The organism is Actinomadura formosensis NBRC 14204 (genome assembly GCF_001552155.1).
In the GTDB taxonomy this organism is placed as follows: Bacteria; Actinomycetota; Actinomycetes; order Streptosporangiales; family Streptosporangiaceae; genus Spirillospora; species Spirillospora formosensis.
In genome coordinates this window covers 1-6,878 of the sequence record NZ_BCQQ01000204.1, presented here as the reverse complement: position 1 = coordinate 6,878, position 6,878 = coordinate 1, and the positions used below count along the sequence as shown (strand labels likewise).

Here is a 6,878-nt window from a genome sequence, read left to right as displayed (position 1 = left end):
CTTCCTTACCTCAGCGTTACACCAGTACAGAGCCCCTATCCACGCGTGGACAGGGGCTCTGACGGTCTCTGAGTGACCAACTGCGTGACTATCGCTCCCTGTGGCTGCTGGGGAAGAGCTGATCCATGGCGGTCGCGCCGTCCTCGATCACCGGCCGGATCTGATGCCGGTAGACCGTCTCCGTGACGTTGGTCCCGGCGTGGCCCACGAGCCGGGCGATCTGCTCCAGGGGCATCCCACTGTCTGACAGCAGGGAGACGAAGCTGTGGCGCAACTCCCTCGGCGTCCACTCGGCGCCCTTGAGGCCAGCACGGTTGGCCACCCCACGGAACGCCCGTAGGACGTTCATGGGGCCACGCTTGTCTCCGTTCTCGTCGGGGAACACCAGGCCGGCGCCCTTGCCCATCGGGCGGGCCGCGGCTTGGCTGTCCCAGAGTGCAGCGAGGGCCACCACGCAGCGCCGAGGGAGTTTCAGCGTGCGCCGGGACTTCGAGGTCTTCGTGTCGCCACCCCTGCGGACGGAGCGCCATACGTAGACGGCGAACTCTTCGCCCTGCCATCCCGCTTCTTCCACGGACACCCATCCCTTGCGGTCTGGGACGTACGTGACGACGTGCGACCACGTGAGTTCCCGCAACTCCTCCGTACGGGCGCCGGTGAGAAGCGAAAGCACGATGTACGCACCCATCGCTGAGCCATCCTCAGCGGCGTTCAGAAGCGCGTCGGCTTGCTCGAACGTCAATGCCTTGGACGGGCGTCCCGGCTGCCCCGTGGGGACCTCACAGAGCAGCACAACGTTCCGCTTGACCTTGTCCCGCGCCTGTGCGCGTGCAACCGCACGCTTGAGAACGGAGCGAATCTCTCGAAGTGTCTTCGTGCTGAGCTTCTTCGACTTCTCGGCGAGCCACCGGTCAACGTCATCGGCGGACAGCTCGGCGAGCTTTCGCGCGCCGAGGTCAGGGATGACGTGATTCTCGGCGAGGCTGCGCCGATTCTTGAGAGTGTTCGCGTCACGGTTGCTGAGCCCGTACTTGAGCCAGTCTTCGACGGCCTGAGCAACGGTGTAGCTTCCGTCTTCCGCCGGCAGGCCGTCTTCGTGCTCGCGCATCTTCCGCTTGAGCTTCGCCAGCGCGCCCGTCTTGGTCCTGTCGCTAGCCTTGCGGACGATGCGCTTACCGGCTGGCGTGTAGCCGATGGTGACCTCTGCGATCCACCGTTGCCGGTCTTCGCTCCAATAGAGGCCACCGTCACCGCGACCTCGCCGCTTTCCCCGCGATGACCGCTTCATCTGGGCCTTGTCGTCCTCTGGCGAGTCGATCGTTTCTTCGCTCATTGTTAGGCCGCCTTCGCCTCGCGCTCCAAAAGCGCGATGTACTCGGCGATGGCGTGAGCGGTCACGAGTCGGACGCCGCCCTCCTTGACGGTGCGGAGGCGTCCCGAACGGATGAGTTCGTATACCTTGGCGCGGCTCTGTGAGAGGAGGCGCGCTACTTCCGGGATCCTGTACAACGGCTTGTCGAGCATCTGCTCAATGCTGGTCACCATGAGCGCCTTTCGGGGCAGGTGCGAACGGTTGGCCGTGCGGCGGCCGGCGGCGGGCTTGGTGGCTTGTGCGCCGGGCCGGGGTCGTGGCAGGGCGAGGGGTAGCCGTACCAGCCGTACCAGCCTCGTTTTTGCTGGTCAGGTGCGGTACGGCTTGGCGGGTGGTACGGCTTGAGCCGTACCAGGGGGCGGGCGTTGGTACGGCTTGAGCCGTACCAGTCGGGCAAGCCTCATTGGGTCTGACCTGCGGTGTTGAGGCTGGTACGGCTGGTACGGCCTACCCCCGGCAGGGGTAGGACGGTGGCCGGTCGGGTGTGGCCGGGCGGGGTGTCGTCGGTGGGGCAGTAGCGCGCCCATGCGTCGGTGAAGTCGGCGCGGCGGTAGCCCTTGGCTTGTCCGGTCTGGAATCGGATGGTGTCGGATCGGATCTCGTATTCGCGCAGGATGGTGCCGAGTTTCATGGCGGTGAGCCCGTTGGGACCGTAGTCGCCCCATGGCGCTTCCGGTTCGGCTTTGAGTCGGTCGAGTAGGACGGCGGTGGGTAGGGCGGTGTCGGCGCCGAATGCGGTCCGGCAGTCGGTGAGCAGGCGCAGGCGGGTGGACATCTCACCGTTGTCGTCGGCCTCGGCGGTGAGGGCGAGAACGGCGGCGCGGGCGCGGTCGGGCCAACGTCCGCCGGCGTGGTCGGCGACGGCTACGAGGGGTTCCCAGGTGTCGGCGGCGCGGTCTTCGACGGGCATGGGCGGTTCGACCGCTTCGAGGGTGGCGAGGTCGGCGCGCAGCCATGCGGCGAGGTCGGCGGCGAGCTGGCGGAGCGGTGGGCGGTCGCGGCGGTGCCGGAACGGGGCGACGGTTTCGCCGGGGCCGCGGCGGCGCATGCGGATGACGACGGCGCGGTCTTCGATGGTGTCGGGCATGGCGCCGATTCCGGCGAGCGCGGCCATGGCGAAGGTGGGGATGGACTCGACTCGGTTGGCGTTGGCGTCGTAGCGCTTGGCGGGCCGGTTGCGCTGGTGTCCGGCGTTCAGCAGCCCGCGCAAGTCCTCGTTGCCCTCGGCCTTGGGGCCGAAGATGGTGTCGGCTTCGTCCACGAGCAGGGTGGGCGGGTCGTCGGTGATGGACCGGTAGACCGCGGCCGGTGAGGAGTTCACGGTGATGAACGGGGCGTGGCACGTGGCCTCCACCACGTCCAGCAGCCGGGATTTTCCGCATCGCTTTTCCGGGGCGCGGATGACCAGCCGCGGGGCGTGCGGCCAGGCGGGTTGCGCGTGTGTGGCGGCGATCCACAGCGTGACCGCGTCGGCGGCCTGCGAACCCGGCAGGATCACGTACCGGGTGAGGGCGGCGCGCAGCGAATCGAGCAGCGCGGCGCCGTCCACCGGTTGGCCGTCCGGGGTGGCGGGGTTGGGTGTGGTCATGCTGCTTTCCCCCTGGTGATGGTGCGCGGGTTGCGGGCGCCTGCGGCGAGCGCGGAGCGGATGGTGGCGCGGGCGTCGGCGGGTGTGAAGGCGTTGGGGCCGGTGCAGAAGTGGACGGCGGCGGCCTCGTACAGCACCGATCCGGCGAGATCGGCGTCAAGGGCGCCAGCACCAGCGAGGCGGCCGAGGTTGTACGCGGCTTTGTTGAGCGCGTGGTTGCGGCCACCGGTCACCGCATCGGTGACCCGTTCGGCTTCCCCCTTGAGTGCCGCTTGGACGTAGGCGGGCAGGTCGGCGACCGTCCCGGCAACGCTCGGGGCACCCAAGAGGGGAGCGGGCGGCGTGGTGAGCAGGTGGGCCAGCCACGCGGGGAGCGGGGCGGGCGCGGTGTCGTTGGCGATGCGGTAGGCGCCGGCGCCGTCCGGCAGGTCCACGTAGCTTCCGGGCGCCACGACGTAGCCGCCGCATGCGCGAGTGTCGATGAGCCAGCCCAGACCAGTGCGATACCGGCCGGAGGTGTTGCGCAGCCGGACGCCGGGCGGCGCGGTGAAGTACAGGTGCGTGCCGCCGCGGCGGGTGGTCACGGTGAAGGTGTCCAGCGGGAACGCCTGGCCGTACCGTTCGGCGAGGACGGCGAGCACGTCGGCGCCCTCGTTGACGCCCGGCATGTCCCACTCGGGCGGCGGCGCCTCGCCGGGCTTGGGCGTGTCGAGGTCGACCACCACCAGCCCGGACGGGCCGCACGCAACCGCGACGTTGAACGCCGGGCCGCGGCTCCAGAACGCGCGGATCCGGGCCGGGTCGGTGGTGGCGTGCGTCTCCCAGTCGGTGAACCGGGGCAGGGGTTGCTTGTCACCGGGACGCAGCGGGAACACGCGCCAGCCACGCGCCGCGCACGCGAGCGCGGCGCCGACCACCTCGGCGACGGGGACAGCGGAACGTGTGGTCATCATGCGGCCCTCCCCTCGGCGAGCGTGGGCAGGGTGAACAGGTCGAGTTGCGGTGTGCTCGGCATGTCGAGGCAGGGGCGGATGTGCGGGGTGGCCGGTCGGGTGTGGCCGTAGACCTCGGCGAGGCGCTGCCAGACCGCGCTCTGCCAGGGGCGGCGGGTGACGGCGCCGAGGACGGCGGCGGCCATGACGGGCGGTACGGCGTCGGCGATGCGCTGGAAGCGTGAGGAGCGCGACCCGTGCCAGGGGTAGCCGGGCGGGAAGGTCTGCAATCGTCCGGCCTGCCGATCGGTGAGGCGTCCGGCGACGGGGCCGAGGTCGGTGCGGTACCAGGTGCGGGCGCCGTTGCCGGTTAGCGACAGTGCGGGCCGGTCGGCGGGGAACTCGTTGCCGCCGGGGGTGCGGCGGTTGCCGCGGGTGTTGACCCGCACGCCGGGCGGCCAGCCGAGCGCGGCGGCCATCGACGTCAGTGGGAACGGGGTGAGCGGGTTGAACGGTCGGTCGGTCGGGCCGGGGCCGAACCGGTTGCAGTCCCAGCGGGCGCGGTAGGGCAGGCCGGTCAGGTCCGGGGCGCCGTCGCGGGTGGCGATGAGGAAGACGCGGGTGCGGCGGGTGGCGGCGCCGAAGTCGTCGGCGCGCAGTGTCAGCACGGTGCAGGCGTCCCACCGGTGGCACGCGGCCAGCTCGGCGGCGAACTCCTGCCAGATGCCGGCGACGGCGGGGACCTGTTCGGCCACTAGCCACCGCAGGTTCGGCGCGTCGAGGGCGAGGTCGAGGGTTTGCAGGACCAGCGCGGTACGCGGGTCGGCGACCTCGGCGGCCACGCGGTCGAGGGTGCGCCGCGGGTGGCGGGTGTCGGCGAGGCGCGGGACGGCGGCCAGGATGGTGGCGTAGTCGGTGCGGCCGGTGCGTTTGCCGCTGGCGGCGTAGGTCGGGCAGGGCGGTCCGGAGATCCAGCCCTCGGCGTCGGCGAGGCGAGCGGGGTCGAGGGCGCGCACGTCGGCTTGCACGCGGGCGTGTCCGGCGGCGCGGGCGGTGCGGCAGGCGTCGGTGTTGATCTCGTAGCCGAGGGTGGGGGCGAGGCCGATCATGCGGGCGCCCTCGGACAGGCCACCGGCGCCGGCGAACCCTTCCAACACGGTCATGCGGCATCACTCCCGAAACCCGGCAGGGTGGGGTTTTCGACGTCGGGCGCAAGGCGTTGTGTCTGCAGGTGCGACGCGTCGCGGTCAGCTCGGTGCGACGCGTCGCGTTGCGCCGTGGTGGGGCACGACGCGTCGTGCAGGGCCTCAGGCGACGGGTTGGGCGGGTTGGTGAAGGCGGCCCAGGCGCGGGTGACGGCGCCGGAGCCGGGGAACAGGTCGTCGAGGGTGTCGCCGGGTGCGGCGCCGAGCAGGTCGAAGACCCAGCGGCAGAACGCGGCGGGTTTGGCGCCGATGACGCGGCCGGGCAGCGTGGTCATGGGCGAGATGCCGTGAACCAGGGAGTCGACCCGTCGCGCGCCGACGCGGCCGTCGACGTGCGACGGGTCGGCAGGGCGCCCACCGGAGTAGATGACCGGTTCCCAAGCGTTCAGCGGCCACCGGGAGACGGTCGGGCGTTCCCCACGGTGCCAGGCGGCGACCCGCACACCCGGCGGGCACAAAGCCAGCACTGCGGGCAGCGCGGCGGCCGAAGTCGACAGCGCCCACCCGTCATAGCCCGTCAGGCGGGCGATGAGGGCGGCGTGGTCGACCTCGCCGGCGTAGTCGGGGTGGCCGCGGTACAGCCGTGCGTTGCCCGGATAGGGCGGGTCGGCGTAGGCCAGCCGTAGCGGGCGGCCGTACTCGACGCCTCCACCGGTACCGGTTGCGGGAGCGCCGACGGTTCGGTTGAACCGGTGCCGGGCCTGTCGGCAGCGCACCGAGCAGCACACCGAATCGCGGCGCATCGTGGCGGGGATCGGCCCGTCGCACCATGCGCACAGCCGTTGCGTGTCGCCGGAGGAACGCGACGCGTCGCGGGCGGCCGTAGCCGACGCCTCACTGTCGCGGGTCATGCGGCGTCCTCGGGAAGGATGATCAGGCCCTCGGGCGTGAGTACGAACTCGTGCCCGTGCTCGCACGTCCACAGGTCGCCGGGAGTGTCGGGGGCGAGCGCCGCCCAGCACGTCACCTCGGTCAGGCAGTGCGGACAGGCAGGGCCGTCGAGGACGGGCCAGTGGACGGCGGGGATGGAGAAGTCGGCGGGGCAGGCGCGGCAGCGCCAGACGTTGACCTCGGCGCCGGTCGCCATGGTGGCGGGGCCGATCCATGCCACGTCGGTGGGGCGCTGGCAGGTGGGGCAGTCGGGCGCGGCCAGCATGGGCCATTGCTCGACAGGCGGGAGTTCGGACGGGTTGTGCGTCATGATGGAGGTACCTCCATATCGCGGGCCTCGTTGGGGCACGTGAGCGGTTGGGGTAAGGGCGGTCCGGCGGCGTGCTTGGTGGCTTGTGCGCCGGGCCGCCCGTCTTGCTGTCGGGCGGTCGGCGGCGCCGCCGGGGCCGGTCGGGTAGTTAGCGGCGGTTGCGGTCGATGCTCTTGAGGTGGGTCCAGATGCGGCGGCCGGTGCGCAGCTGCGCGCCCTTGCCTGCGCAGCGGTTGCAGTAGCGCCAGGCGCGGCCGGACGGGGAGCGGAACCTTCCGGCGCCGTCGCATTTGCGGCACGCCCGATACGGCCAGATCACGCAGTGGAGCAGGTAGCCGCCAGCGCCCAGGGCGGCGAGCAGGAGCCATGCGGCGGACGGGTGGGCGGTGTTGCTAGCGGCGGCGAGCAGGGGGCTCACAAGTGGCCTCCAGGGCGGTTTCGGTGGTTGTCGCTGGTGGCGGGTCTAGGCGCTAGATCACTGGTCAGACGGCCGATGGGTGTCTAGAGGGGCCTCTAGGTCTAGAGGTGGCGGCCTCTAGACCTAGAGGCGCGGCGGCGGTCTACCGGTCGGTGCGGCGGG

General features: G+C 71.4%; 8 protein-coding genes. All 8 read right to left on the bottom strand.

What is annotated here, in order from left to right; genetic code table 11:
- Positions 1-88: 88 nt before the first annotated feature.
- Positions 89-1,333 carry a tyrosine-type recombinase/integrase gene (locus tag AF1_RS31115; RefSeq protein ID WP_242609056.1) on the bottom strand — a complete coding sequence of 415 codons (1,245 nt, stop codon included), beginning with the start codon at positions 1,331-1,333 and terminating at the stop codon, positions 89-91.
- Positions 1,334-1,335: 2 nt separating this feature from the next.
- Positions 1,336-1,524: a helix-turn-helix domain-containing protein gene (locus tag AF1_RS31110; RefSeq protein ID WP_131733032.1), complete on the bottom strand. Its 189-nt coding sequence runs from the start codon at positions 1,522-1,524 to the stop codon at positions 1,336-1,338.
- A 248-nt stretch (positions 1,525-1,772) separates the two neighbouring features.
- Entirely contained in the window at positions 1,773-2,960 is a 1,188-nt protein-coding gene (locus AF1_RS31105) for a DUF3631 domain-containing protein (RefSeq protein ID WP_067807563.1), read from the bottom strand.
- Complete coding sequence (locus tag AF1_RS31100; protein ID WP_242609057.1) at positions 2,957-3,913, bottom strand: bifunctional DNA primase/polymerase; 957 nt, start codon at positions 3,911-3,913, stop codon at positions 2,957-2,959. Before AF1_RS31100 ends, AF1_RS31105 begins: the two co-directional genes overlap by 4 nt.
- The gene (locus AF1_RS31095) at positions 3,910-5,055 is read right to left on the bottom strand and encodes a DNA cytosine methyltransferase (protein ID WP_067807560.1); all 1,146 of its coding nucleotides are present in this window, start codon (positions 5,053-5,055) and stop codon (positions 3,910-3,912) included. The genes AF1_RS31100 and AF1_RS31095 overlap by 4 nt, the downstream gene beginning before the upstream one ends.
- Positions 5,052-5,948, bottom strand: coding sequence for a hypothetical protein (locus tag AF1_RS34965; protein ID WP_067807557.1), 897 nt, complete (start codon positions 5,946-5,948; stop codon positions 5,052-5,054). Before AF1_RS34965 ends, AF1_RS31095 begins: the two co-directional genes overlap by 4 nt.
- On the bottom strand, positions 5,945-6,298 hold the full coding sequence (locus AF1_RS31085) for a hypothetical protein (RefSeq protein ID WP_067807555.1): 354 nt from the start codon (positions 6,296-6,298) through the stop codon (positions 5,945-5,947). The genes AF1_RS34965 and AF1_RS31085 overlap by 4 nt, the downstream gene beginning before the upstream one ends.
- A 148-nt stretch (positions 6,299-6,446) precedes the next feature.
- Complete coding sequence (locus AF1_RS31080) at positions 6,447-6,716, bottom strand: hypothetical protein (protein WP_067807552.1); 270 nt, start codon at positions 6,714-6,716, stop codon at positions 6,447-6,449.
- Between the last annotated feature and the right edge of the window lie 162 nt (positions 6,717-6,878).